General features: G+C 60.1%; 26 protein-coding genes and 1 pseudogene. 11 read left to right on the forward strand and 16 right to left on the reverse strand.

Annotation, left to right across the window (positions count from 1 at the left end):
• The first annotated feature begins 468 nt into the window (after window positions 1-468).
• The gene (locus tag FHT69_RS04380; RefSeq protein WP_028758913.1) at window positions 469-891 is read left to right on the forward strand and encodes a TIGR02594 family protein; all 423 of its coding nucleotides are present in this window, start codon (window positions 469-471) and stop codon (window positions 889-891) included.
• A 38-nt stretch (window positions 892-929) separates the two neighbouring features.
• Here FHT69_RS04380 and FHT69_RS04385 read toward each other — a convergent pair.
• From FHT69_RS04385 to FHT69_RS04395, 3 genes and pseudogenes are all read right to left on the reverse strand, one after another.
• Window positions 930-1,716, reverse strand: a pseudogene (locus tag FHT69_RS04385) (class I SAM-dependent methyltransferase).
• A 219-nt stretch (window positions 1,717-1,935) separates the two neighbouring features.
• On the reverse strand, window positions 1,936-2,436 hold the full coding sequence (locus tag FHT69_RS04390; protein ID WP_246780693.1) for a hypothetical protein: 501 nt from the start codon (window positions 2,434-2,436) through the stop codon (window positions 1,936-1,938).
• A gap of 215 nt (window positions 2,437-2,651) precedes the next feature.
• Window positions 2,652-4,049, reverse strand: coding sequence for a pyridoxal phosphate-dependent decarboxylase family protein (locus FHT69_RS04395; protein ID WP_063475130.1), 1,398 nt, complete (start codon window positions 4,047-4,049; stop codon window positions 2,652-2,654).
• A gap of 311 nt (window positions 4,050-4,360) precedes the next feature.
• Between FHT69_RS04395 and FHT69_RS34065 the strand changes: the two genes are divergently transcribed.
• The 3 genes from FHT69_RS34065 to FHT69_RS04410 all read left to right on the forward strand — a co-directional run bounded on the left by FHT69_RS34065 (window position 4,361) and on the right by FHT69_RS04410 (window position 6,389).
• The gene (locus tag FHT69_RS34065) at window positions 4,361-4,762 is read left to right on the forward strand and encodes a hypothetical protein (protein WP_063475129.1); all 402 of its coding nucleotides are present in this window, start codon (window positions 4,361-4,363) and stop codon (window positions 4,760-4,762) included.
• Between the two features lie 109 nt (window positions 4,763-4,871).
• Entirely contained in the window at window positions 4,872-5,408 is a 537-nt protein-coding gene (locus FHT69_RS04405; RefSeq protein WP_183904966.1) for a GNAT family N-acetyltransferase, read from the forward strand.
• A gap of 60 nt (window positions 5,409-5,468) precedes the next feature.
• Window positions 5,469-6,389: an ornithine cyclodeaminase family protein gene (locus FHT69_RS04410; protein ID WP_063475127.1), complete on the forward strand. Its 921-nt coding sequence runs from the start codon at window positions 5,469-5,471 to the stop codon at window positions 6,387-6,389.
• A gap of 15 nt (window positions 6,390-6,404) precedes the next feature.
• Here FHT69_RS04410 and dapB read toward each other — a convergent pair whose 3' ends face one another.
• The 3 genes from dapB to FHT69_RS04425 all read right to left on the reverse strand — a co-directional run bounded on the left by dapB (window position 6,405) and on the right by FHT69_RS04425 (window position 8,255).
• Window positions 6,405-7,175, reverse strand: a complete 771-nt coding sequence (gene dapB / locus FHT69_RS04415) for a 4-hydroxy-tetrahydrodipicolinate reductase (protein ID WP_028758920.1) — start codon at window positions 7,173-7,175, stop codon at window positions 6,405-6,407.
• Window positions 7,176-7,308: 133 nt separating this feature from the next.
• A complete protein-coding gene (locus FHT69_RS04420) occupies window positions 7,309-7,524 on the reverse strand; it encodes a hypothetical protein (RefSeq protein WP_047611689.1) in 216 nt (71 codons plus the stop codon).
• Window positions 7,525-7,670: 146 nt separating this feature from the next.
• Window positions 7,671-8,255, reverse strand: coding sequence for a histidine phosphatase family protein (locus FHT69_RS04425; RefSeq protein WP_028758918.1), 585 nt, complete (start codon window positions 8,253-8,255; stop codon window positions 7,671-7,673).
• Window positions 8,256-8,500: 245 nt separating this feature from the next.
• Between FHT69_RS04425 and FHT69_RS04430 the strand changes: the two genes are divergently transcribed.
• Window positions 8,501-8,974, forward strand: coding sequence for a VOC family protein (locus FHT69_RS04430; protein WP_018242578.1), 474 nt, complete (start codon window positions 8,501-8,503; stop codon window positions 8,972-8,974).
• A gap of 100 nt (window positions 8,975-9,074) precedes the next feature.
• Here the strand turns inward: FHT69_RS04430 and FHT69_RS04435 are convergent, their stop codons facing one another.
• The gene (locus FHT69_RS04435) at window positions 9,075-9,476 is read right to left on the reverse strand and encodes a GFA family protein (protein ID WP_028827839.1); all 402 of its coding nucleotides are present in this window, start codon (window positions 9,474-9,476) and stop codon (window positions 9,075-9,077) included.
• A 231-nt stretch (window positions 9,477-9,707) separates the two neighbouring features.
• On the opposite strand from FHT69_RS04435, the gene FHT69_RS04440 reads away from it, so the two are divergent.
• The gene (locus FHT69_RS04440) at window positions 9,708-11,588 is read left to right on the forward strand and encodes an ABC transporter ATP-binding protein (protein ID WP_028827838.1); all 1,881 of its coding nucleotides are present in this window, start codon (window positions 9,708-9,710) and stop codon (window positions 11,586-11,588) included.
• A 35-nt stretch (window positions 11,589-11,623) separates the two neighbouring features.
• Here FHT69_RS04440 and FHT69_RS04445 read toward each other — a convergent pair whose 3' ends face one another.
• The 3 genes from FHT69_RS04445 to ubiA form a co-directional block, all read right to left on the reverse strand.
• The gene (locus FHT69_RS04445) at window positions 11,624-12,238 is read right to left on the reverse strand and encodes a LysE family translocator (RefSeq protein WP_028758944.1); all 615 of its coding nucleotides are present in this window, start codon (window positions 12,236-12,238) and stop codon (window positions 11,624-11,626) included.
• A 158-nt stretch (window positions 12,239-12,396) separates the two neighbouring features.
• Entirely contained in the window at window positions 12,397-13,173 is a 777-nt protein-coding gene (locus FHT69_RS04450; RefSeq protein ID WP_028758943.1) for a phosphodiester glycosidase family protein, read from the reverse strand.
• 23 nt (window positions 13,174-13,196) lie between these two features.
• Complete coding sequence (gene ubiA / locus FHT69_RS04455; protein ID WP_183904967.1) at window positions 13,197-14,111, reverse strand: 4-hydroxybenzoate octaprenyltransferase; 915 nt, start codon at window positions 14,109-14,111, stop codon at window positions 13,197-13,199.
• A gap of 206 nt (window positions 14,112-14,317) precedes the next feature.
• Here ubiA and FHT69_RS04460 point away from each other — a divergent pair, with 206 nt between their 5' ends.
• A complete protein-coding gene (locus FHT69_RS04460; protein ID WP_028758941.1) occupies window positions 14,318-14,701 on the forward strand; it encodes a VOC family protein in 384 nt (127 codons plus the stop codon).
• A gap of 173 nt (window positions 14,702-14,874) precedes the next feature.
• Here the strand turns inward: FHT69_RS04460 and FHT69_RS04465 are convergent, their stop codons facing one another.
• Together FHT69_RS04465 and FHT69_RS04470 are read right to left on the reverse strand one after the other, a co-directional pair.
• On the reverse strand, window positions 14,875-15,048 hold the full coding sequence (locus FHT69_RS04465; RefSeq protein ID WP_168333141.1) for a hypothetical protein: 174 nt from the start codon (window positions 15,046-15,048) through the stop codon (window positions 14,875-14,877).
• Window positions 15,049-15,294: 246 nt separating this feature from the next.
• Window positions 15,295-16,506, reverse strand: a complete 1,212-nt coding sequence (locus FHT69_RS04470) for an argininosuccinate synthase (RefSeq protein ID WP_183905373.1) — start codon at window positions 16,504-16,506, stop codon at window positions 15,295-15,297.
• Window positions 16,507-16,634: 128 nt separating this feature from the next.
• On the opposite strand from FHT69_RS04470, the gene FHT69_RS04475 reads away from it, so the two are divergent.
• The gene (locus tag FHT69_RS04475; RefSeq protein ID WP_028757501.1) at window positions 16,635-17,102 is read left to right on the forward strand and encodes an Lrp/AsnC family transcriptional regulator; all 468 of its coding nucleotides are present in this window, start codon (window positions 16,635-16,637) and stop codon (window positions 17,100-17,102) included.
• Between the two features lie 17 nt (window positions 17,103-17,119).
• On the opposite strand, the gene FHT69_RS04480 is transcribed toward FHT69_RS04475, so the two are convergent.
• Together FHT69_RS04480 and FHT69_RS04485 are read right to left on the reverse strand one after the other, a co-directional pair.
• Window positions 17,120-17,482, reverse strand: coding sequence for a hypothetical protein (locus FHT69_RS04480; RefSeq protein WP_028757500.1), 363 nt, complete (start codon window positions 17,480-17,482; stop codon window positions 17,120-17,122).
• 117 nt (window positions 17,483-17,599) lie between these two features.
• Complete coding sequence (locus FHT69_RS04485; protein WP_028757499.1) at window positions 17,600-18,439, reverse strand: SDR family oxidoreductase; 840 nt, start codon at window positions 18,437-18,439, stop codon at window positions 17,600-17,602.
• A gap of 131 nt (window positions 18,440-18,570) precedes the next feature.
• Here FHT69_RS04485 and FHT69_RS04490 point away from each other — a divergent pair, with 131 nt between their 5' ends.
• Together FHT69_RS04490 and FHT69_RS04495 are read left to right on the forward strand one after the other, a co-directional pair.
• Entirely contained in the window at window positions 18,571-18,948 is a 378-nt protein-coding gene (locus FHT69_RS04490) for a winged helix-turn-helix transcriptional regulator (protein ID WP_183904968.1), read from the forward strand.
• A gap of 48 nt (window positions 18,949-18,996) precedes the next feature.
• Window positions 18,997-19,806 (forward strand): class I SAM-dependent methyltransferase, encoded by an 810-nt coding sequence (locus FHT69_RS04495; RefSeq protein WP_246780694.1) that lies wholly within the window; start codon window positions 18,997-18,999, stop codon window positions 19,804-19,806.
• Window positions 19,807-19,822: 16 nt separating this feature from the next.
• Here FHT69_RS04495 and FHT69_RS04500 read toward each other — a convergent pair whose 3' ends face one another.
• A complete protein-coding gene (locus FHT69_RS04500) occupies window positions 19,823-20,635 on the reverse strand; it encodes a hypothetical protein (RefSeq protein ID WP_183904970.1) in 813 nt (270 codons plus the stop codon).
• Between the two features lie 144 nt (window positions 20,636-20,779).
• Here FHT69_RS04500 and FHT69_RS04505 point away from each other — a divergent pair, with 144 nt between their 5' ends.
• Window positions 20,780-21,655: a helix-turn-helix domain-containing GNAT family N-acetyltransferase gene (locus FHT69_RS04505; protein ID WP_183904971.1), complete on the forward strand. Its 876-nt coding sequence runs from the start codon at window positions 20,780-20,782 to the stop codon at window positions 21,653-21,655.
• A 102-nt stretch (window positions 21,656-21,757) separates the two neighbouring features.
• On the opposite strand, the gene FHT69_RS04510 is transcribed toward FHT69_RS04505, so the two are convergent.
• Window positions 21,758-21,961: a hypothetical protein gene (locus tag FHT69_RS04510; RefSeq protein ID WP_029868413.1), complete on the reverse strand. Its 204-nt coding sequence runs from the start codon at window positions 21,959-21,961 to the stop codon at window positions 21,758-21,760.
• Between the last annotated feature and the right edge of the window lie 98 nt (window positions 21,962-22,059).

A 22,059-nucleotide genomic window follows, 5' to 3' on the forward strand; every position in this document is an offset into this window, starting at 1 on the left:
CATGTTCGCAATCGGCGGGGGCTGACCACCGATTTTCGCTGTTGAATAGGGCGGGCGCAATGTATTGCCGGTGACGTCTAAGTATTACTGATGGCCGTCTCAAATATAGCTCGTATAGGTGATGGTCCAAGGCCGTGCAGGATTGTCAACTCTTGGTGAATGGTCTTGCCGCTCAAGCACTTGCGGGCGCGGTCCACCTTCTCTGCATACACCTGGCCCGGACGGCCTATGTCAGCCTTTCGAGCCTGCAAAATAAGGGTTCTACGAGTTCTTCGATCGTTGCGTTCGGCCGCAACGAGAGGCTGGTCAGCGCCGATCCGTGCCTCTCTTCGGACAAATTCCCGCCGCCAAAATGCCAGTATTAGTTGTTTCTAATTCACGCCATAATTCGCATCTACGTTGCCGCGCCTGTTTTATTCTTCGCCACATTTTGGAATTTCAGCATAATACAAACAATGGTGGGTAACTATGAAGGTTATTCTCGTCATCGTCCTCACGGCGCTTGCCGTGCCCTGTGAGGCGGATATGCTCGGCACGGCGTCCAAGTACAAAAGCATGCATGAACGCTCCATCTCCTTCCTTAGCATCAATCCGCGCAGGGTATCGTGGTGCGGGGCGTTCCTGGCCTTTGTCGCCAAACGATCTTCAAGGGAGCCGCCGCCCAACCCCAACATGGCGGCGTCCTGGAAGAAGTTCGGCAAGCCGGTCGGCGTCCGCTCCGCCAGGCGTGGGGATGTCGTGGTGATCCGCACCGGCCGGCGCTTTCATGTCAGCCTGTTCGATCACATCGACCAGCGCCGGCAATATGTCTATCTCTTCGGCGGCAACCAATCCAACCGGGTGCAGCTGTCGCGCTATCGCGCCAGTTCGGTGGTTGCCGTGCGACGATAAAGCGGTTCCAAACCTCAATGGCGGCGGGAAAACAGGTCCTATGCCTTGCGTGCTCTGATATGCAGGAAGATCGGCGCGACGCGGGTGTCGGCGACGACGGGTAAGGCCTGCGCCACTACGGCTGAGGCCATCGGCTCGCCGAAGGCCTCGATCGTAAGCCCCGCTTCGACGATTCATCGACACCCAGGTCGACAGCGTGCGGTGAAAGCGCGGAACGGAAAACGGCGTCAGCGCCGCCCGTTCCGCTTGCGGTATCGAGGAAAAGATCCAACGGTCGATCCGGCCGTCGCTCTCGTCGAAATAGTCGGCGATCTCTACCGCGACGGGCTCGCCGGCCTCATTGCGGATATTACGGCGCGTCGGCGGCACGAAGCAGGGATGCAGGATCGAAAACTGCAGGAAGCCGCCGGGCTTCAGAATGCGGTGGATGCCCTTCAGCACCTCGCGCTGATCAGCCATGTCCATCATCGACATGAAGGCGGTGACGAAATCGAAGCTCGCTTCCCGGAAATCGATGCTCTGGCCGTCGCCGAGCACATAGTCGATGCCGAGCGGCGCGTCTGCCTCGCTCTCGCGGGCATAACGAATGAAGGTCGGGGCGATGTCGAGGCCGGTCACGCGGGCGCCGAGCCGGGCGACCGCGCGGGTATTGGAGCCTTCGCCGCAGCCGAGGTCGAGACCTCTCAGGCCGCCGACCGACGGCAGCATCTCCAGAAAGGTCGGCGTGTTCAGCGCATCGCGATACTTGTCGTAGCCCGCCCTGGAATAGATCGTCCAGGTCTCGGCATTGCTCTCCCAATGCGCGGCGACATCATTGGCTTTCATGGCTCTTCCTCCTTGCGCGATCGGAACGGGCGGGGAGCTATAAGCGCAGCCTGTGACAATGAGAAGACGAGCTGTCGCACCTCAACCTGGAAGAGAAGAAGTGTGCCATTAACTGACGCTCGGTAGCATCAGTGCGTCAGGGATTGGATCCTGTCGTAGCGGACCGTGTACTCGTCGGCCGTGCCCTCGTCATAGACCTTCGCCAACGTGGCCTGGAGGTCAGGCGAATAGAGCACGCTCAAGATGTCGACCTGCTCGTCGCCTCTCTTGGTCACTTGCTTGATCCTGAACACCTTGTATTTGCATTCGCCGAGACTGAAGCTCTCCTGTCCGGCGACGGTCAATTCCAGGCTCCAGCGCGTATCCGCCCGCTCGTCCGGGCCAAGCGGTAAGAAAGTGACGTTGGTTCGAGCGCCTTTCTTCAGCGGAGCTGATGCGGCTCAGATCGGAGAGCGGGTGCATCGCATATTGTTCGTTTTTGCTGAAGCGGGCCAGATCGAAGAGACCTGCAAAGGAAAACACCGTCTGCTGCTGTGAGCCGCCGAAATGATTGACAGTCTTGACGATCTGCCCTTCCGCCTTGTGGAATTCGCTCCGTGCGCCGGTATTTTCCAGCACAAAACCCTTGGCGGCGGTGTCAGCAGACGGACAATCGGCTGCATGAACCGAAACAGGCAGAAGGGCGGCAATGAATAATGAAGCAAGGCGATTCTTAAACATGGTTCTCGTTTCCGATAAGACTGGACCGATCTCGTTTGATCGCCTGGAAATACTGGAACCCGCGGGGCCTGTCATGAGCTTCATTCTTGCGACAGGAACTATTCCACATTTGCGTTAATGGCCGGGGCTTCTCGCGGAAAGTTTCATTTGGGATGCGCGGCCGGCGACAGCACCATTCTGTGCGCGGGCGAACCAGGGGAGCTGATGCATCATTCTCAGCTGACACTCTTGAAGGCGGCGATGATGCTTTCTGCGGCGAGTTGCGCCTGATCTGATGTCGTCTGGAAATTGGTGACGGAGAGACGCAGGATGTCGCGGCCGCGCCATTTGGCGCCGCCTGCGAAGATCATGCCGTCCGCCTTGATCTTTTCGATGGTCTTTCGCGTCAGCGCGTCGCCTTCTTCGGAGGGCAGGTCGGTACCGAAGCGGATGACGAGCTGGTTCAGGGCCACCTCGTTCAGAATGGCGATGCCGGGCTCGCGTGCGAGCCGATCGGCGATCAGCTGCGCCGAGGCGCAGCACTGGTCGATGAGGGCGGTTACACCCTCGCGGCCGAGATGTTTCAGCATCGCCCAAGTGGCAAAGCCGCGCGCCCTTCGCGAAAGCTCGGGCACGTAATGGGAAGGATCGCGCTCGCCTTCGCCAGCGAGCGGCAGATAGCTTGCGGCGATCGTCATGGCGCGGCGATGGGCGAGTTCGTCGCGGACGATCGCATAGCCGCAATCATAGGGCGTCTGCAGCCATTTGTGGCCGTCGGTCGCCCAGCTGTCGGCCGCTTCGATGCCGCGGCTGAGGTGGCTGGTTTTCACCGACGTCTGCGCCCAGAGGCCGAAGGCGCCGTCGACATGCACCCAGGCGCCTTTCGCCTTCAACAGCGGGATGATGGCGGCGAAATCGTCGAAGGCGCCAGTATTGATCTGCCCCGCCTGGAGAATGGCGATGAGGGGACCGGAGACGGTATCGAGTGTGCCGGTCAGCGCGACCGGGTCTATCCGGCCTACTGGATCGGTGCGCACGCGCAACACGCGATCGTGCCCGAGGCCGAGAAATTGCAGTGCGGAGAAGACCGTCGTATGGGCGTCGTCGCCGATCAGCACGGTGATCTCAGGCGCGCCGAACAGGCCGCTCGCATCGGCATCCCAGCCCGTCCGGCGCAGCACCTCGCCGCGGGCGGCGGCAAGGCAGGTGAAGTTCGCCACTGTCGCCCCGGTGACAAAGCCGACCGAGCTTTCGGCCGGCAGCTTCAGGAGATCGAGGAGCCATCTCGCCGCGATGGTCTCGACTGCGGCTGCGGCCGGCGCGGCGGCATGGTTTCCGGCGTTCTGGCCCCAGGCGCTGGTGAGGAAATCGGCCGCGACGCCGACCGGATGGGAGCCGCCGATGACCCAGCCGAAGAAGCGCGGGCCCGTGGTTGCGTGCAGCCCGGGTTCGGCGTCACTCGCCAACTGCCTGATGACATTGAGCATATCGCAACCGGCTGCCGGCAGCGGTTCGTCGAAGCAGGCAAGCGAGGCTGCGTAATCGTGGGCAGGCACATGGCGGGCGGGCCCTGCCTGCCGGAACCCCGCAGCAAGCCGGGCGGCTTCCTGAAACAGAGATGCAATTGCCGACATAAGTTCCCCCCGCCGCCGCCGATCCTGGAGGGACCGCCCCCGAAGGCAGGCTGCCGGCGCTATGCAATTTAGCCCATATCGCCAGCTCTGTCTTCGCCCGGGAGACCCGGGCTTGGGATCCAGAGTACTTTCTCCTCCTTGCCGAGGCTCAAGATAAATTGAGCATCCAGAGAGAGCTTCCTAAATATCTACAATACTTACTCTATTCCGTTCTGTCCATTTTTGAAATTTCATGGCTATGCTTGAAAATGATTGCCTTCGTCTCAAGTATCGTTCAATAATGCGGAAATATCGTTTGCACCATTGTCAAGTTGGTGCTGCCAACTAGCGAGGGATATGCACTGAAATATTTCCTTCTCTACGCGCTGACATGCACGTTGGTCGGGATAGTTCTTCTCGTCATCATCCATGAAGTTGTATCGTTCAAGATCGACAAGCCAACTGATGAACCAGCGGGCGAACCAACCGAACAATCGGCCGCCGGGCCAACCGGGGAACCGGTGAACGGGCCGACAACCGATCAATCCGCCGTCCAGCCAGCCGATCCGTTGATCGTCCGGTCGACGAGGCAGCCTGTCGACGGGCCAACCGATAAACCAGCGGTCGGCCCAACCGGCGAACCGGCCGCGCCCCCAACCGATCAAACAGTCGTCGACCCACCCCGTGAACCGGCCGTCCGGAAGGGCGGCCGGCTGAGGAGTCCGGCGCAGTGATCGGCGCTTGAGACGATCGCCATAGGCTGGGGCATGAAGCTTTCAACGCCGGTTGCATCGGCTGAGCCCATCTGTATTGACTGTACCTCTCATCTCGAAGGAGGTTCCGATGGATGGAAGCGGTACGGCGATCAGGCATATCAGGGCAGACGAGGTGGAGGCTTTCCGGCGCATCCGTCTGGAAGCGCTTCGCACCGAACCGTCCCTCTTTGCAAGCCGCTACGAAGACTGGGAGGTTCTTTCTCTCGAGGAGTGGCGCAATCGCCTGAACGAGCCGGTTTTCATCGCGTTTCAGGGCGATGAACCCGTCGGCATAACCGGCCTGCTTCGCCAGCGGTCGAGCAAGATGGCCCATCGCGCAACGATCATCATGGTCTATGTCAGAAGGAGCCTGCGCGGAACGGGCCTTGCCAGCAGGCTGCTCAGTGCGGTTGCCGATCACGCCCGCGATATCGGCATCCTGCAGCTGGAACTCTTCGTCAGCGCTGAGAACCCGGCGGCAATACGGTTCTACCAGCGGGAAGGCTTCTCCGAAATCGGCAGGATTCCCGGCGGGGTTCTGGAGGAGGGCAGGGAGATCGACGACGTCATGATGGCGCGCGCGCCGTCTGGTCGATTAAGTCTCCCGAGCATATCGGTTTGCTGACCTATTGACCTCAAGCGGGGTTGGGGTTGCAGGGTGCCGGCATGAACCGGAGGTTTGGGGATGGCGAAAGTCCTGAGAGACGAAGATCTGGTCGATGGCGCGTTGATGACGGTCGCGATCGATGCGCTCGAGACCGCTTTTCTCGCGAGAGCCGGCAATCGGCTGATCTCTCCGCCCCGGCATCATGTCTCGTTTGCCGATCGCGGCGATCTCGTCTTCACCGTCGGCGGCATCCTCGGCGACAAACCGCTCGCGGGCTTTCGGGCCTATGAAACATTCGAGGGGGTGGAGCATTCGCAGATCGTGGCGGTATGGTCGGCCGACGACGCCAGGCTCAAAGGTATCGTTCTCGGAGAGCGTCTCGGCAATCTCAGGACCGGTGCGATCGGAGGTCTCGCCATCCGTCACCTCAGCGCGCCGGATGCCAGGACCGTGGGGATACTCGGCAGCGGAGCGCAAGCGCGAACCCAGCTTGCCGCAGCCGCCGCGGTTCGAAAACTGGATCGCGCCCGCGTCTATAGCCGCGACGAGGAAAAGCGTACGGCTTTCGCAAGCGAGATGCAGCACGCCTTGGATATTGAGGTGGAGGTTGCCGGCAGCGCCATCGAAGCCGTCGATGATGCCGATATCGTCATCTGCGCGACAACGAGCCAAACGCCTGTCGTTCATGCTGGAGATTTGAAGCCCGGTGCGCACGTCAACACCGTCGGCCCGAAAACGTATCGGGGATACGAACTCGGCCTGGATATCGCCGATGCGGCAGCCGTGATCGCGACGGATTCTCCGGAGCAGACGCGCGCCTATGCGTCGCCGTTTTTCCTTGCCGGCTCGGGCAACGACAGTCGCATGGTCGACCTTGCCGATATCATTGCCGGGAAAGCGACGGGGCGGAGATCACCTGAGGATACGACGCTGTTTTGCTCAGTGGGACTGGCCGGAACCGAAGTGGTCGTCGCTTCGGCAATCCTCGATATGCTGTGAGCTTGTTTCCCTTATTCACGCCAGCCCCAGCGCATCCCTCATGCCGTATTCGCCGGGTGCGCGTCCCGCGATCCAGCGGGCGGCGGCAAGCGCGCCGCGGGCGAACATGCCGCGATCGAGAGCCGAATGCGAGAGCGTCACGACTTCCTCGGCGGCGGCAAACATCACGCTGTGTTCTCCGACGATCCCGCCGGCGCGCAACACGGCGAAACCGATCTCGCCGGGCGGCCGCTCGCCGGTGATGCCGTCACGGCCGCGCCGCTCGACGGATGCGAGAGAAACGCCGCGGCCCTCGGCGGCTGCTTCACCAAGCATCAGCGCCGTGCCGGAGGGCGCGTCGATCTTCCTGTTGTGATGGGCTTCGAGGATTTCGATATCCCACTCATGCGCAGGAAGGGCGCGGGCGGTTTGGGCGACCAGACCGATCAGCATGTTGACGCCGATGGAGAAATTGCCGGAGCGCAGGATCGGAATCGTGCGGGCGGCCTCGGCGATCCGTTCCAGTTCATCTGGCTCGAAACCTGTCGCCCCGATTACCAAGGCCGGTCCACCGGCCGAAGCACACAAGCCGGCAAGTTCGGCCGCAGCGCTTCCCGTCGTGAAATCCAGGATCACGTCGGCCGCTCCGATCGCGGCCGAACGATCGATCAGCCCGGCACCCATAGAGCCCTCACGGCCAATGCCGCCGACGAACGCAAAAGCCGGATCGGCCGCCAGCAGTGGCAGGATGGCACGACCCATGCGGCCCCTCGCGCCGGCGACGGCTATTTTGATTGGTGAGATCACGGTCTTTCCTTGGCTCTCGATATTCCGGCCGAACGGCTATTTACAGCCAGCATTCGCGCCGGAGAAGGGGACCCGCAACTACCGCACTTGCGCTCGCGGCGCAAAGCCGGATCTCTGGCAGGTCATGTGATGCTTACCAATTGCCTGGGTCGGCGGTGTGATCGATGCTGGCGAATTCATCGGCCTTTTCGCGGTCCAGCTTCACCTCCGTGGTGGCGTTCGTCTCGTCGGTGACCGCGTAGCGATCGGGGACCGGTCCCCTCGACAGTTCCTGATAGAGGAGCAGGGCGGCCTCCTCGGCGGTGTCAGCCTCGATCTCCCGCGTAATAGTGACAGTGAACTTGTGCATGGCTTCGAGCCTTCGATCGTCGTGCAGGCGTATGCGTAGATAGCCCAGTCTGACACGAGTTTTGTGTCGAAGACAGAAAAAGCGCATCGTTTAGAATTTGATTCATGCGACGGTCGCAGGTCTTTGTTTTTATGAATGTCGTGGTGCTAAGTATCGGCCGACGCGCTTACCAGACTGAACTCACCGTCGCAAAGACGATAAAACCCATCTTGGGGAACGGGCAATTCCAGCATTTCCCGCTTCGAAAGGCCGGAATATACGCCACGTACCAATCGGCCAAACAGCCCGTGAGAAATCGCAATTGTCGGTTCATATATGCCTGAGATCCAGTTCTTTGCTCGCGCACAGGCGGCATCGAAGCTCTCCCCGTCTGGAGATCTGAAATACCAATCAAAAGCGTCGGACCTGTCCAGCATTCCTGGAAACTCGTTGTCGATCTCGAACTTGGTCATGCCGTCCCAAGAACCGACGGTCACCTCCATGAGCCGCGATTCCGGACGAGCGGCCAGCGGCAATACCCGTTCGATGCGAGCCGCGGTCTCCTGCGTTCTGCCGAGAGGGCTGACGTGAAGCTGGAACGATCGCTCACTGCCTGCAATTTCCTTCTTCAAAAGCTTCGCCATTTGTTCGGCCTGTTCGATACCGCGCGCTGTAAGTGGTGAATCTTTTTGGCCCTGGAACCGACCCAAGGTGTTCCAAATGGTCTCGCCGTGGCGAAGCAGGTAAATCACTTGTGTTGTCCTAAAAGAATGCCAAAAGGCTGGTTCAGCGGCCAAGTGATGCGACAGATCAATAATGACCGCAACTGCTCCGATCCATATGTGCCACGTCTTCTGCTGTCGGCCGAAGCGGGTACTTCGACCATTTTAGCAGCGCTCGGCAGTTGCCCGCGGGAAATCGCTGCCGTGGGCTGGAGAAAGACGGCTTGCCTCTTATTTCAGTTGGAAATGCGAAACGAGGAGCGAGAGAGCACACAATGGCAAAGAACACGATCTGCGTATGGTACGACAAGGATGCTGAGGCTGCCGCCCGCTTCTATGCTGCGACTTTTCCCGACAGTACCGTGGACGCCGTTATTCGTGCACCGGGAGATTATCCCGAGGGTAAGCAGGGAGATGTGCTGGTTGTCGAGTTCACCGTTGCGGGGATTCCCTGCATCGGGTTGAACGGCGGTCCCGCGATCAAACACAACGAGGCCTTCTCCTTTCAGATCGCGACCGACGATCAGGAGGAAACCGATCGCTACTGGAACGCCATCGTCGGCAATGGCGGCCAGGAAAGTGCGTGCGGCTGGTGCAAAGACAAATGGGGGGTGTCCTGGCAGATCACGCCGCGCGTCCTCTCCGAAGCGCTCTCGGCAGGCGGTGGCCAGGCAAAGCGTGCTTTTGACGCGATGATGACCATGAGGAAGATCGACATCGCAGCGATCGAGGCGGCGCGGCGCGGCTGAGAAGCCTATCGCGGAACGATCTTTCGTCAGAGCGCTGCGTCTGGTGCGACCCGGCCGGGTAGCGATTTTCGCAATCGGCCGGTCGACACGAGACAGGCTGTCAGAACCAGAGGTCGCGCACGCAGCGCCCTTTGGAAGGAAGGTCTTCAAACGTATCAAGGCCGTCGAAATGATCGATCGGCAGGTCCTGAACGAGATCGGCCGGCGCAAGCCGCATGTTGACGGCCATGCGCCGGCGGCCATCCTTTCGAAGCCGCAGGCCGCGCCAGCTCAAGACACAGGCGCAGGATGGGCAGAATAATATTTCTAGAGACGGCTCGTCCCTGTCGGCGCGGGTGTAGGAGGCGGTCTCTCCAGTGAGAGCGATACGCTCTCCTTCGTAATCATAGGCCCACAACGTGCCGTAGCGCCGGCAGAGCGTACAGTTGCACGCGGTGATCGAGCCGGGATCACCTTCGAGTGTCCAGCTCGCCTTGCCGCAATGACATGAGCCCGTCAGCATGATCGCCGGTTCAATCCTGCTCCCTGTTTACGGACGACATCCTGCCGCAATTACGCGATGACCGCAATTGGCGCTTTCAGGCGCCACGTGCTCCTGAAACGGCTTTCACGACACCTTTTGTATCGGGCGTTTTCTGAAATTTCTAATTGAGATCGCGGCCGGAAGATGATTTTCTGCGACCCAGCGTAGCTGAGTCCACGCCTCCTCCCGATTTTTTGATCCGAGTGGCCCATGTCGATTTCAGATGCGATCTATCGTCCCTTCGAAACCTTGATCCGGCCGCTCGATATCCCCTACCGGCCGCTGCCCACGAAGGGACCTGTGGCGGTTCTTTTGCACTTCATCGCGATGTTTCGAGGCGTCATCATCGCTATGGCGGCGAGCTCGATGGCCATCGAAGCAATCAATCTTACGATCATCTGGGGGCTTTCGGTCATTGTCGACGGAGTGACGACGCAGGGTGTCGAACTCTTCGTCGACAGCAAGTTCGGGCTGCTGGCAGTCCTTGCCTTTCTGCTTTTTCCGGTGATGCCCGTTCTTTTCTATATCACCAATATTCTCAACTCGCACACGATCGGCATCAGCCTGCCCGTTGCAATTCAATGGCAGGGGCACAAGGCCGTCGAGCGGCAGGATCTCGCCTTCTTCCATGATCTTTTCGCCGGTCAGGTCGCATCAAGGCTCGGTCAGGTCGCCAATGCCGTTCAGCAACAGATCGTGATCGCGTTCCAGACGGCCCCCCGCTTTCTGCTTCAGATCATCGGGTCGGTGGTTCTTCTGCTCGCGCTCTCCTGGCAACTTGCGCTGCCGGTCGTCGTCTGGGTTGCCTTCAACGTGCTCTTCACGATCAAGGTCGTTCCGGACTTTACGGAGCGCGCCCGCCGCTCGGCAAAGCAGAACAGCCTCATCTCCGGTGCCCTGACGGACATCTACGGCAACATCCAGATGGTCAAGCAGTTCGCAGCAGAAGATAGCGAGGCGGGTGCGCTGAGAAAGACCATGTCCAAGGGGGTCGACACGCTTCACCACGAACAGCGCATCTACCGGACAACGGAACTCGTCGTCATCAGCCTCAACATGGTGCTCTGGCTCGTCATGCTCAGCATTGGTTTCTGGGGTCTGTTTGACCGGTTCCTGACCGTGGGCGATTTCGTTGCAACGGTGTACATCCTCCAGCGCCTTTCGGCCGGGTCTTTCACCTTCCTGCAAATGGGACAGCAGATCTTCCGCGCGCTTGGCACGATCAAGGATGCCATGCCGGTCATGACGACACCACCCACCATCACCGACCGGCCGGATGCGACCGAATTGACGGTCAGCCGTGGGGAGATCTGTTTCGAGCATATCCGTTTCGCCTACACCTCCGGCAAGCCTGTTATCGATGACCTGTCGCTGACGGTTCGTGCCGGCGAAAAGGTGGGGCTCGTCGGCCTCTCCGGGGCCGGCAAGACGACGCTGGTGAGCCTGCTCTTACGCTTCTACGACATCGCCGACGGCGCGACCCTGATCGACGGGCAGGACATCCGCACGGTCACGCAGGCAAGCCTTCGCCGCGCCATCGGCGTCATCGCGCAGGACGTCGCGCTGCTGCATCGTTCGGTCGGCGACAATATCCGTTACGGCCGGCCGGAGGCGACGACGGACGAGATCGAGAGGGTGGCGAAGATGGCCAGCGCCGATGCCTTCATAGCCGATCTTTCCGATGGCGAAGGCCGCAGGGGCTATGATGCCTTCGTCGGCGACCGCGGCATCAAACTTTCCGGCGGCCAGCGCCAGCGCGTGGCCATCGCCCGCGTTCTCCTGAAGGACGCGCCGATCCTGGTGCTCGACGAGGCGACTTCCGCCCTCGACAGCGAATCCGAAGCCGCCATCCAAGAAAGGCTGAATCTCGTCATGGAGGGAAAGACGGTGATCGCCATCGCCCATCGACTGTCGACCATTGCCAGGATGGACCGGATCGTCGTGCTCGATCACGGGCGCATCGTGGAGGAGGGCAGGCCGGATGAACTGGTCGAACGGGACGGCCTGTTTGCCCGCCTATGGAAACGCCAGACCGGCGGCTTCATTCCCGAAGAGATCGACGAACCCTTGGCGGCCTCGCCTGCTGCCTGACCGAGTGGCCGGCCCTCCCGCATGCCGGAATGAGGTCAGCGAGCCCAGAGCAGGCGGCCGCCGATCAGGATGAGGGCGGCGCCCATCACACGCTCGATGCCGGCCTTGAACCGCAGGAAGCTGGCGGAAACGCGCGGGTTCGAGAAGAAAAAGGCCAGGCCGCAATACCAGAGAGCCGAGAGCAGGAAGCAGGTCAGGGCGATGACGCAATAGAGCCAGACAGGCGCATGTGCCGGGATGACAAGCGCAAAGATGCTTCCGAAGAAAGCCACTGATTTCGGATTGGTCATGCTGACGACGTAAGCACGGCGCATGGCGGAGCGCCATGTGACCTCAGTCGGTCCGGTCGTCTTCAAGGGCTTGGCCGCGCCGCGGATCATCTTCAGGCCCAGCCAGATCAGATACAGCGCGCCGACCACCTGCAACGTCATATGCAGCCAATCGAAATGGGTCAGCAGAAAGCCGAGGCCAGCCATCGCCATGACGGCCCAGGTCAGGGATGCGATCGCAAGCCCGAGACCGGCAAAGAGGCCGGCCGCGCGCGATACCGTCATGCTGGTGTTGGTGACGATGATGAAATTCGGTCCGGGGCTGACGAGGGAGACGACATAGACGCTGATGAGCAATGCGAGTGAATCGATATATTCCATCCGGCCCTTCCAATTTTGAAGTTCGGGAGCCTATGCGAAGCAGGCGGTTTTTGAAAGGCGCGTCATCCTGGACATCGTGCAACAGGCATCGGACCGGCAGTGAACGATCGACTGACAGGATCCTCGGCCAGCCAGGTAGAAGCCGGCTTTTCCTTGCGTTACTCGACAAGCCCGAAGATAGGGCCGTAGCCGCCGTGCCAGGACCAGTCGTTGTAGCCCATGTCCGGATTGTAAAGTCCGACCCCTCGTCCGCCATCGAGAAACAAGGCGTCCGGGCATTTCAGATGGTCGCGGAAGAGCCGTGCGAAATCGTGGAAATTCACCCCGTCTTTGCTGATCGCGAAACGAACCGTGCCGCGCTCGCAGGCTCCGACACCGCTGCGGCGGGTTCGGTCCGTCGAGCCGACGATGAAGATCGGGTTCAGCTTGTCGGCGATAACAAGCATCGGGCCGGACTGGGTGGCGAACCGCACCTTGGGCCGACGCTTCAGAAATTCAGCGGTCGGGAGTATCCCGGCGCCTGCTTCACTCAGAAAGAACACGCCGTTCGGCTTCTTGTAGAAATTCGGCACCTGACCGGCGGAGCTTTCGGCTGGCGTCGTATTGGCGGAGTTCAATTCCCTGCTGTTCTCGACATAAAGTCCCATCGGCGAAAAATCGGCCCGATACATCCCGGCATTGACGGCGAAAACCAGGGTTCGCCCCTCGGCGCGAACAGCTTCGGCAAGGCTTGAAAAAGCGCGGTATGGCGCGCCATCGTCATTCTTCCAGAACAATCGCAGATCGGCTTTGCCCGGTTCCAGCGTGCAGACGACATATTTTGCTTCTTCGAAGGTTTGCTGCTCGCATGGTTGCGCATACGCCTGATGGAGGGATGTCATCGTTGCCGCCAGCGTCACGACCGCGGCGAGCACGCCATGTTTGAAGTAGGTCATCGGTGCTAACGTCCTCGAGCTGCTTACCATGTGCCTGAAAACGCCGTGCAGGCGAGCAGCACTCCCGTCAGGATATTCGCCAGGAACAAGCGATAATTCACGTCCGGGCGGGCAAGGTCGATCCGCCGGGTCTGCCAGCCAAGATGGACAGCGATCACCAGCATTCCGATCGCATAAGGCGGTGACATTTCCAACAGCCAGCCCCCGAGCGACCACGCGCCGGCCGCCAAGGCATAGAACAGGCCGATCAAGATCTTGCCATGCCGGCCGAACAGGATTGCCGTCGATTTCAGGCCGAGACGGGTGTCGTCCTTCAGATCGACATAGGCATAGACGGTATCATAGCCGATCTGCCAGGCGATGGCGCCGGCCCACATGAGCATGGCACCAACCGGGATGTGGCCCGCAGCCTCGGCCCATGCCATTAGCATCCCCCAATTGAACGCTGCGCCCAGGACGGCCTGCGGCCAGTGGGTGAAGCGCTTGCAGAGCGGATAGACGAAGACGAGCGGCAGTACACATATCGCAATGAGGCGTGTGTAGGGCGTCAGGAAGAACAGAAGCAAAGCCGCCAGTGCGAGTTCAACGGCCAGGAAGACAAAGGCCGGCAGCGTGGAAATCTCTCCGCTTGCCAAGGGCCGAAAGCGGGTCCGTTCCACATGGCCGTCAAACTTCCGGTCGGCGATGTCGTTGATTGTGGAACCGGCGCTTCTCATCAGAAGAGCGCCGAGGGAAAAGATCGCCAATTGCCTGAGGTCCGGGAGGCCGTTCGATGCCTGAATAAGGGCGGCCCAGCATGGGAAAAGCGTCAGCCATATCCCGACCGGGCGATCCAGCCGCGCCAACCGCGTATAGGGCCGCCATGTGGCCGGCAAACGGCGATCCACCCAGTCGTCACGGTGGATATCGCTGAGATCACGGCGTTCCAAAGTCATCATGATGTGATCCAAATTTCCCGTCGCAGTCATGGGGGTACACCGAGGTTTCATCGCCATCGGCGAAGTGCAGAATAGGAGTTTTTGCGGACACGGCAATCACCGTCTGCCGCGATGATTTTTCGCAAGACTGCCCGTAGTTGTTCTTGTTATGTTCGTGTATGCGCGATATGAAACCTGCATGATCCTGCAACAGGGAAGGGAAGGTGATGAGCGTTTATGCAACCCTCGGCGCAATCGATTTCGACAAATCGAACGCCTTTTACGATGCCGCTCTGGCAACGATCGGATGGAGCAAACATAAGGAATTTCCCGGATGGCGAGCCTATTCCGAAGGCGGGAAAGGCGAAGGTTTTATTCTGTGGGTCTGCAAGCCCTTCAATGGGGAGCAGGCAAGCGCCGGAAACGGCTCGATGGTTGGTTTCATGGCCCAGTCCCGCGCCGAAGTAGACGCTTTCTACGAAGCTGCGATGAGCAATGGGGGAACGGATGAGGGCACACCTGGTCTACGTCCGCATTACGGGCCGAACTGGTATTCCGCTTACATGCGTGACCCGGCTGGGAACAAGATTGCTGTCGTCTACGACGGCTGAGGTCATCCCGATTTCCGCTCTCCGATGTCTCGGAGAATGTTCATATTTCCCCTAACATGGGGATCGGTACCGCAGGCGTCCGACAGGCAAGAAGCGGCGTTGCGTGTGTTCTTCGAGGCGATCCTACGGATCGCCCCTCAGGATGAGGGAGTTGGAGAATGCCGCCCCGATCCCTACCAGGCGGTACGGGCGGTGCCGAGCGCGGTCGTATGAGAGGATGAGACGTGGGCGACGTTGGCTTTGAGCGACACGACGCAATTTCCCGGAACGCTTAGCTTGTGCAACATCAAGTGTTTCAGCAATGTCTCCGGGTCGCGCTTTTCGGTCAGCGGAAATGTCACAGTCATGCGAGTTCTCCAACGAATAAACTGAGCATCCACAAAAATTAATGTCTAAATTCTTTTGCGATGCAACAAGAAAATTTTAACGATAAAATTAAAATCGATTAATTTTCGAGCTGCTGTTTTTAGATCGTTTGAAATTTGGTTCCTCGCTTCTCCGTGGTTTTGACTGCTTCGGCCCGCCGCGGGGGAAGGTGCCGTCAATGTGGGCATTGAACTATCGGCCCATCAGGCTGACGTAAGATCGAGCGGTCATCTGCCGTTGCGGGCTGCCCAGCTCTTGAGCCGCAAGCCATTGAGCCTGATGAAGCCTTCGGCATTATGGTGATCGTAAGCGACGGCGCTTTCCTCGAAGGTGACGAGGTCGGAGGAATAGAGTGAGCAAGGGGAGGTGCGAGAGATAACCGAGGCGCTTCCCTTGTAAAGCCTTACCGCCACTTCGCCGCTGACGAAGGCCTGGCTCCGGTCGATCAGGGCCTGCAGCATTTCCCGCTCGGGCGCGAACCAGAAGCCGTTATAGATCAGCTCGGCGTAGCGGGGCATGATCTCATCCTTCAGATGCGCGGCGGCGCGATCGAGCGTGATCGATTCAATGCCGCGATGCGCCGAAAGCAGGATCGTGCCTCCCGGCGTCTCGTATATTCCTCTCGACTTCATGCCGATGAAGCGGTTTTCGACCAGATCGAGCCGCCCGACGCCATGCCGGCCGCCCAGTCCGTTGAGTTCGGTCAGCAATGCGGCCGGTGTCATCGCCGTGCCGTTCAGGGAAACCGGATCCCCTGCCTCGAAACCGATGGTGATGATCTCGGGGGCATCGGGAGCATCGACGGGGTCGACCGTGCGCTGATAGATATAATCGGGCGCGACTTGCGCCGGATCTTCGAGAATCTTGCCTTCGGTCGAGGTGTGCAGCAGATTGGCATCGGTCGAGAATGGCGCCTCGCCGCGTTTGTCGCTTGGCACCGGGATCTGATGATTCTCGGCATATTCGAGAAGCTGGGTGCGGGAGCGGATGTTCCATTGGCGCCAGGGAGCAATGACCTTAAGCGACGGATCGAGCGCATTGACGGCCAGTTCGAACCGGATCTGGTCGTTGCCCTTGCCTGTTGCACCGTGGGCAACGGCATCCGCGCCGACTTCCCGGGCTATGCCGACCAGATGCTTGGCGATCAGTGGCCGGGCGATGGAACTGCCGAGCAGATACTGCCCCTCATAGAGCGTGTTGGCCCGCAGCATCGGAAAGACGAAATCGCGGACGAACTCTTCACGCAGATCGAGGATGCGGATGTCCTTGACCCCCGACATCGCAGCCTTGGCTCGCGCCGGCTCGAGCTCCTCGCCCTGGCCGAGATCGGCCGTGAACGTCACGACCTCGCACTCATAGACCTCCTGCAACCATTTGAGAATGATCGATGTATCCAGCCCGCCCGAATAAGCGAGCACGATTTTCTCTATCTTTTTCACCATCAGTCCATCTCCGATTTAATGAGAAGAACGATAGGCCAGTTCGCACGCAATGAGCTTTCAAAGCTTCTTCAAAATTGCAAAAGTTTGGCATATTCTGCCATTCAGAGAATAGCTGGAGCTATGAAATGCCAGGAACGTTGGACCCGATCGATCGCCATATCCTGCGCGTGCTTCAGCGTGACGGGCGTATTTCGAACGTCGATCTGGCGAGGGAGGTCGGGCTGTCGCCTTCGCCGTGCCTGCGACGGGTGCGGCTGCTGGAAGAGGCCGGGATCATCGATCGCTACGTCGCCGTGCTGGACCCTGCCAAGATCGGGGCTGGGCTGACGGTTTTTGCCCGCGTGTGGTTCAAGACCCAGGACGCCGAGGTGACGCTCCGCTTCGGAGAAGCCGTGAGGCGCTTTCCCGAGGTGATGGAATGCTACCTGACCACAGGGGAATGCGATGCCGTGCTTCGGATCGTCACCGCCGATCTGCACAGCTACTGGCGTTTTCAGGCCGACCACCTGACTCGTATTCCGAGCGTGCTCAGCGTCAAGACCGACGTGCCGATGGAAACGCTGAAGCGGAGCTACGAACTGCCGTTGCGATAGGCGTCGTGGCTCGATCCTTATCCCGGGGCGTTCCGCTTCCTTGTCAGCCAGATGAGGCCTGTGACCAGGAGCAGGATCATTACGGCATGGGTGACGTAATCGAGCCTGGTTTGCGGGCCGACGCCGACGGCGATGGTGAAGGCGCCGACGAGAGTGCCGAGGAGGGCGAAGGACTGGGCCGAGATCGCAGCCGCGCGGCTCCACGGTCGGTCAAGGCTGAGCGCGGTCAGGCCGAGAAGGAGGACGGCTGATATCACTGCTTCGGCAATCATCGCCTGCCGGTGTTCATGGCCTTCGAGGACGAGCCCGGCGTGGGTGAGCGAGGCAACGGCATAAAGACAGGTTTCAACCAGGAAGAGGATCGCGATGGCTGGACGCATGGCATGGCTCCCTGGGGAATGTCGTCTGGGGCGGCTGCAGCGGCGATTGCCGGACTTCCTTTTATCATTGCATGGAGGGCAGACGGCGGACACCGCCGTCTGCGACTTTGTTTGCACTTATGCCTTCAGTGCCGCGGCATAATCTGCCGCGTAAGTCTTCAGCGAACGCGGCGCCTTGCCCGTCAGCGTCTCGACATCGCCGGTCACGGCGGCGGTCCAGCCCTGGCGAACCGGATAGAAGATCGAAGCGAGGAAGCTCGCATAGTCGGCCGGCACGCCAGCGCCGGTGAGAATGCCGACGAAGGCTTCGTCCGTGATGGCGTTGTAAGCAACGGGCTTGCCGATGACGTCGGAAAGGATGACGGCGGCCTCAGCGTAGGACAGGGCTTCCGGCCCAGTCAGGTTGAACGCCCTGTCGTCGAAGGCTGAGGAGGTGAGGGCGGCCACGGCGCTTGCCGCGATGTCGCGGGCGTCGATGAAGCTCGACTTGCCCTCGGCCGCCGGAAGCGCGATCTGGCCATGGTCGATGCCGGCCTTCCAGAAGGTATGAAAATTGTCGGCGAACCAGTTCGGACGCAGGATGACGTAGGGTGTTCCTGATTTCTCCAGGGCGATCTCGACTTGGCGATAGGGGATGGAGTCGTCGGCGTCGACGCCGAAAACGCTCTGGAACACGACCTTTACCTTGCGGCTGGCCGCCGCTTCGATGATGGGCAGCAGCAGACCCTTGGCATCGACATAGCCGGAAGGCAGAAGCACATGGGCGCGGTCGACGCCCTCGAAGGCCGGGCCATGGGTTTCCGGCTTGCCATGGTCGAAGACGACGCCCTCGGCGCCCGCCACGGGCTTGCCCGTGCGGGAAGCGGCCTTGACAGCCTCGCCCTTCGCCAGAAGCCCATCCACCACATGCTTGCCGACGGTACCCGTCGCGCCGAGAACGAGAATCTTGTTGCTCATGTCACTCTCCTTGGTATCTATTGGAAACTATCTTACTATTGGATAGATGCAGGTAAATACGGATTGGAAAAGAGAGCACTTTTTTGTCACCTGGTTTCCTCCGGGAAACCGCTTCGGGAAGGGAAAAGCAGATGACGGCGATGCAACAGGCCTACAACGTCTATGAGGACCGCTGCCCGACGCGGCTGGTGCTGGACCGGCTGGCGGACAAATGGGCGCTGCTCATTCTCGACCGGCTGGAAGGCGGGCCGGTGCGTTTCAACCACATCCGCCGCGATATCAAGGGTATATCGCAGAAGGTTCTGGCCCAGACGCTGCGGAAGCTGGAGCGCAACGGGCTGATCTCTCGCACCATCTTTCCGACCGTGCCGGTGACCGTCGAATATGCGCTGACGCCGCTGGGGCACACCCTGACGGATACCGTTTCCGCTCTTGCCCACTGGGCCGAGAAGAATATGGATGCCATTTTTGCGGCACAACGTACCTATGACGATACCCACCCCGTTTGATAGCCTGGCTGCCGCATAATTCAAAGGACGCTGTAGATGGAGTCCGCGATGGAAACGGTAAAGCTCGACCGTCGGTTTGGCCGCGAAGCGTTTGGGAATGATCCTGCCAATTATCACCGCGGGCGGCCGCCTTATCCGCAAGCGACATGGACGGCCTTGCGCGAGCGCGCCGGTCTCAAGGCCGGCATCGACATATTGGAGATCGGCGCCGGTTCAGGCTTGGCGACGAGGACGTTGCTCGGCCACCGGCCGCGCAGGCTCGTTGCCGTCGAGCCTGATGGCCGGTTTGCGGACTACCTTCGCGCCTCGATCGACGACTCTCGTCTTGATATCGTGACGGCTCCTTTGGAGGCCGCGGATCTCGAGCCTGCCTCCTTCGATCTCGTCGCCGCTGCGACGGCCTTCCATTGGCTTGACCCGATCAATTCGCTGAAAAAGATCCATGATCTGCTTCGGCCGGGCGGAGCCATCGCCCTGTGGTGGAATGTCTTTGGCGATGCCGGCCGGCCGGATGCCTTCCACGACGAAACCCTTCATCTCTTCGCGAATAGCCCGTCCAGCCCGTCGAGCGGCGATGCCGAACGGCTGCCTCACGGGCTGGACGCCGAGGCCCGTGTCGGGGAACTGGCCGCCACTGGCTTCACTGCCGACGCGCCGCAATTTCTCCTGTGGACGCTGACGCTTGATCCGCCAGCCGTTCGCAGGCTTTACGCGACTTTTTCCAACGTGACTGCACTGCCGCCGGTGGAGCGCGGCGCACTGCTCGATGCCCTGGAAGACATCGCCGCATCCAGGTTCGGCGGACACGTCGAACGCAATATGACGACGGCGATCTATACGGCGCGCCGGCATTCTTGACGGGTCGGCGAGAGGATCATTCGACCTGGATGTGAATATGGTCGTCGTGGCGGGCGGCGCGGCAGCCTTGAAAGCGGATATGGCTGTCGGTGAACCCAAGCGTGTTCTTGAGATGCGGCTCGATGAAGATCTTCTGCAGGCCGAAGCGCGCCACGCCTTCGCTGGTCAGCCAGGCGATCGCGTCCGATGTGCGCTGTTCCTCGATGCGATAGGCCGGAAACAGAGGCTGCAGCGCATTGAAGTCCCAACGGGTGGTGAGCCAGTCATGACGCCCTTCGCATGGCAGTTCGTCACCGGGATTCGGTTGCTCGAAGGCGAAATAGCCGATCGGCGAGCGGGTGACGCCATTCAGGAAGGCGCCGTCCGCATCCTTGTAATAATAGGCGAAGTCGAGTTTTTTCCCGTCGGAATGCGATAGATGCGGAAGCAGCGGAAAGCCATTCATGAAGGGAAAATTCGCATCCAGCGCGACGGTGACGGTGCCTGGGAATTGCTTGTCCATATGGACGGCAAGCGCCTTTGCCAGATCGCGCACGTCTGGGGTGACGTAGTTGCGGTTCAGCAGACAATAGATCGGAGAGCGGACCACGAGCCGGTCCGCGGCACTGGCGACACAGGAGAGGGGAACCCGTCCGAACATCGGCGCGGCAAGGTTCGCGGCGAATGTCGCGCCGGCATAACAAATCAGGAAAATCGCAACCTTCGCCGGAAATCGCCGTATGTCGAAGATGCGCGATGCGGCGAGAGCGATAAGATAGGCGATGCCGCCGATCTCAGTCAGCAACGTCAGGATGAGGGCGATCAGGAGATGAAGGGCAAAACGGAACACTGAGAGGCCTTGCGGAATGTTGCATTTCCATAGGTGAGGCGATGGTGTTGCGCAAGGTGGCCGTCAGCCGGCGACCGGCCGGAAAATCTGCTCTTTGAGTGCGCAGAATTGACATGATCAATTACCTGACCTAAGTCAGATAATATGGCTTTCGATCCTGTCTCTCGTGTCCGTCGCTTCAACCGTGCCGTCACCTCGGAAGTCGGCGCTCTCGATACCTCTTTCCTCGGACGTGGCCGCCCTTTGGGCGCAGCTCGCGTTCTCAATGCGATCGGCAAGGGCCAATCGGACGTTGCGATGATCCGCGATTATCTCGGTCTCGACTCGGGTCTGATGAGCCGACTGCTGCGCAGTCTGGAAGAGGAGGGGCTCATCGAGACGGTCGCGAACTCAGAGGATGCGCGCCGCCGTATTGTCCGGCTGACCGAAAGCGGCCGTTCCGAGTTTCGGGCTTATGAAGCGCTTTCCAACACGCAGGCTCAGTCTTTTCTGGCACGCCATCGCCGCCCGGAAGAGCTCCTGTGCGCCATGGATATCGTCGCTTCCTCGCTCAGGCGTGACCACATCATTCTCGAGGAGCAAGATCCTCGACACGAGGACGCCAGATATTGTCTGAGTGAATATTACGGCGAACTTGCACGCCGCTTCGAGAAGGGTTTCGATGTCTCGCTTTCTCGCGATCCCGACGCCAAGGATATGATCCGCCCGCACGGCGCGTTCCTGGTGGCCATCTCAGATGGCCTGCCGATCGGCTGTGTCGGATTGAAGGGCAGTGGCGGCGAAGTCGCGGAGATCAAAAGACTCTGGGTCGCCCCCTCCGCGCGTGGCCTCGGGCTGGCAAAACACCTGATGACGGCTGCCGAGACCATCGCCCGCGAGCTGTCCGTCAAGATCCTGCGTCTGGATACGAATAGTGCGCTGCCTGAGGCAACACAGCTTTATCGCGGAACCGGCTGGAACGAGATCGACCGTTTCAACGACGACCCGTACCCTGACACGTTCTTTGAAAAACGTCTTTAGCTAAGCAAATTCGATCGAGCTGTGCGCCCGCCTCGCGCTTCGAGACCCGTCGCAGCGTTGCTCCTTGCATCTCTCCGGGACGGGTTCGATGGATCGATAATCCTACCGGTGATCCAGCTGCTTCGACAGCTCGGTAAAAAGCCTGTTGCGGTCGCTGTTCATCTGGATGAGATCGACGGCGACGGTGATGGCGCGGTGTCCTTCGATGCTGTCGATGTCTAGTTTCCTCTCGCAGCACCATTGCCGAACAGCATCGGTGACAGTGATGATTTCATCATCGTTAAGGGAAATGAGTGACAGGAGCATTTCCGTGCCCTCCATGAAATGGCAAGAGCACGTATGATCTCTCAAGCGGTCTCGCCGATGTCCGATGGGCCGATGCCCTTTATTTTACGCTCATTCGG

The organism is Rhizobium sp. BK008 (genome assembly GCF_014197345.1).
Taxonomy (GTDB): domain Bacteria; phylum Pseudomonadota; class Alphaproteobacteria; order Rhizobiales; family Rhizobiaceae; genus Rhizobium; species Rhizobium anhuiense.

What these genes read in the sequence shown, in the direction of transcription:
- FHT69_RS04380 (WP_028758913.1), top strand. Translation starts at nt 469, where the DNA reads ATGAAGGTTATTCTCGTCATCGTCCTCACGGCGCTTGCCGTGCCCTGT.
- FHT69_RS04390 (WP_246780693.1), bottom strand. Translation starts at nt 2,436, where the DNA reads ATGTTTAAGAATCGCCTTGCTTCATTATTCATTGCCGCCCTTCTGCCT.
- FHT69_RS04395 (WP_063475130.1), bottom strand. Translation starts at nt 4,049, where the DNA reads ATGTCGGCAATTGCATCTCTGTTTCAGGAAGCCGCCCGGCTTGCTGCG.
- FHT69_RS04405 (WP_183904966.1), top strand. Translation starts at nt 4,872, where the DNA reads ATGGATGGAAGCGGTACGGCGATCAGGCATATCAGGGCAGACGAGGTG.
- FHT69_RS04410 (WP_063475127.1), top strand. Translation starts at nt 5,469, where the DNA reads ATGGCGAAAGTCCTGAGAGACGAAGATCTGGTCGATGGCGCGTTGATG.
- FHT69_RS04420 (WP_047611689.1), bottom strand. Translation starts at nt 7,524, where the DNA reads ATGCACAAGTTCACTGTCACTATTACGCGGGAGATCGAGGCTGACACC.
- FHT69_RS04430 (WP_018242578.1), top strand. Translation starts at nt 8,501, where the DNA reads ATGGCAAAGAACACGATCTGCGTATGGTACGACAAGGATGCTGAGGCT.
- FHT69_RS04435 (WP_028827839.1), bottom strand. Translation starts at nt 9,476, where the DNA reads ATGCTGACGGGCTCATGTCATTGCGGCAAGGCGAGCTGGACACTCGAA.
- FHT69_RS04440 (WP_028827838.1), top strand. Translation starts at nt 9,708, where the DNA reads ATGTCGATTTCAGATGCGATCTATCGTCCCTTCGAAACCTTGATCCGG.
- FHT69_RS04445 (WP_028758944.1), bottom strand. Translation starts at nt 12,238, where the DNA reads ATGGAATATATCGATTCACTCGCATTGCTCATCAGCGTCTATGTCGTC.
- FHT69_RS04450 (WP_028758943.1), bottom strand. Translation starts at nt 13,173, where the DNA reads ATGACCTACTTCAAACATGGCGTGCTCGCCGCGGTCGTGACGCTGGCG.
- ubiA (WP_183904967.1), bottom strand. Translation starts at nt 14,111, where the DNA reads ATGATGACTTTGGAACGCCGTGATCTCAGCGATATCCACCGTGACGAC.
- FHT69_RS04460 (WP_028758941.1), top strand. Translation starts at nt 14,318, where the DNA reads ATGAGCGTTTATGCAACCCTCGGCGCAATCGATTTCGACAAATCGAAC.
- FHT69_RS04465 (WP_168333141.1), bottom strand. Translation starts at nt 15,048, where the DNA reads ATGACTGTGACATTTCCGCTGACCGAAAAGCGCGACCCGGAGACATTG.
- FHT69_RS04475 (WP_028757501.1), top strand. Translation starts at nt 16,635, where the DNA reads ATGCCAGGAACGTTGGACCCGATCGATCGCCATATCCTGCGCGTGCTT.
- FHT69_RS04480 (WP_028757500.1), bottom strand. Translation starts at nt 17,482, where the DNA reads ATGCGTCCAGCCATCGCGATCCTCTTCCTGGTTGAAACCTGTCTTTAT.
- FHT69_RS04485 (WP_028757499.1), bottom strand. Translation starts at nt 18,439, where the DNA reads ATGAGCAACAAGATTCTCGTTCTCGGCGCGACGGGTACCGTCGGCAAG.
- FHT69_RS04490 (WP_183904968.1), top strand. Translation starts at nt 18,571, where the DNA reads ATGACGGCGATGCAACAGGCCTACAACGTCTATGAGGACCGCTGCCCG.
- FHT69_RS04495 (WP_246780694.1), top strand. Translation starts at nt 18,997, where the DNA reads ATGGAAACGGTAAAGCTCGACCGTCGGTTTGGCCGCGAAGCGTTTGGG.
- FHT69_RS04505 (WP_183904971.1), top strand. Translation starts at nt 20,780, where the DNA reads ATGGCTTTCGATCCTGTCTCTCGTGTCCGTCGCTTCAACCGTGCCGTC.
- FHT69_RS04510 (WP_029868413.1), bottom strand. Translation starts at nt 21,961, where the DNA reads ATGCTCCTGTCACTCATTTCCCTTAACGATGATGAAATCATCACTGTC.